This is a genomic window from Arenimonas sp. (assembly GCF_019459675.1).
Lineage (GTDB): Bacteria > Pseudomonadota > Gammaproteobacteria > Xanthomonadales > Xanthomonadaceae > Arenimonas.
Genome location: NZ_JAIBFH010000422.1, coordinates 1 through 1362 on the forward strand (window position 1 = coordinate 1; position 1362 = coordinate 1362).

The 1362-nt window shown below is 77.6% G+C and carries 1 protein-coding gene; it reads right to left on the reverse strand.

All coding sequences use genetic code 11. The features are described 5' to 3' along the window. A partial coding sequence (locus tag K0M70_RS13985; protein ID WP_290782951.1) for an HAD-IC family P-type ATPase occupies positions 1 to 1362 on the reverse strand: 1362 nt, incomplete at both ends.

The window sequence follows — 1362 nt, forward strand, 5'->3', positions numbered from 1 at the left end:
CCCCCCCCCACGGCCCGCCCCCCCCCCCGCAGCCCCGCCCCGGGCCCCACCCGGGCGGCGTACCGGGGCGCCCGCGGCGCCCCGTCGGCCATGGCCATCGAGACGTCGGCGCCGGCCAGCACCGGCGCGTCGTTGATGCCGTCGCCCAGCATCAGCACGCGGTGGCCCTGTGCCTGCAGCGCGCGGACGGCCGCCAGTTTTTCCTCGGGCGACTGGCGCGCCTGGACGTGCGTCACGCCCACGGCGGCCGCCACGGCCGCCACGGCATCGGCGCCGTCACCGCTGAGGATGCGCGGGGCCAGGCCCAGTGCGCGCTGTGCGGCGACGGCCTGCGGGGCGTCGGGCCGCTGCGGGTCCGCCACGGTGAATCGCGCCACGGCCCGCGTGCCGTCGCCCAGCCACAGGGCGCCATCGTCCGGACCCTGCATGGCGAAGCCCGCGCGGCCCAGTCGCCAGGCGCGGCCCGCCACTTCGCCTGCCACGCCTTCGCCGGGGAAGGCCCGGACGCGCTCGGCGCAAGTCGGCCCGCTGCGCGCGAACGCAGCGGCGATCGGATGGCCGGCGCCCTGTTCCAGCGCCGCGGCCACGTCCAGCCAGGGCGCCACGTCGCCGCCGTCCATGGCGCGCGCTTCCAGCAACTGGGGCTGGCCCAGGGTCAGCGTGCCGGTCTTGTCCAGCAGCACCGTATCGGCCTTGGCCAGGGATTCCAGCGCGTCGGCACCCAGGGCCAGCACGCCCATGCGCGCCAGGGTGCCGTGGGCCGTTGCCAGGGCGGCGGGCACGGCCAGCGACAGCGCACAGGGGCAGCTGACCACCAGCACCGCCAGCGCCACTTCGAACGCGCGCTCGGGCTGCACCTGCCACCAGGCGACGAACACCAGCGCGGCCGCGACGAACAGCGCCGATACGAAGCGCGTGGCCACTGCGTCGGCCAGCCGCGCCACGTGCGGGCGCTGGGCCTGGGCCTGTTCGACCGCGCGGGTGAGCTGCGACAGCCGGGTGTCGCTGCCGATGCGCTGCACGCGCAGGCGGGCGACCGATTCGCGGCAGACGCTGCCGGCATACAGCGCGTCGCCGGGCTGCCGGGCCACCGGCTCGGATTCGCCGGTCAGCAGGGATTCGTCGAACGAGGCGGGGGCGTCGAGCAGCTCGCCGTCCGCCGGCACCACTTCTCCCGCGCCCACCTCCACCAGGTCGGCCGCGGCCAGCGCCAGCACCGGCACCTGTTCGCGGCCGTCGGCGGGCACGGTGTCGCCGGCGGCCACCTGCACCACGTCGCCGGGTGCCAGCGCGGCCATGGGGACCTGTTCGCGGCCGGCGACGGTTTCGCGCCAGGCCAGGGCCGGCTGGGCGCGCGCCAGG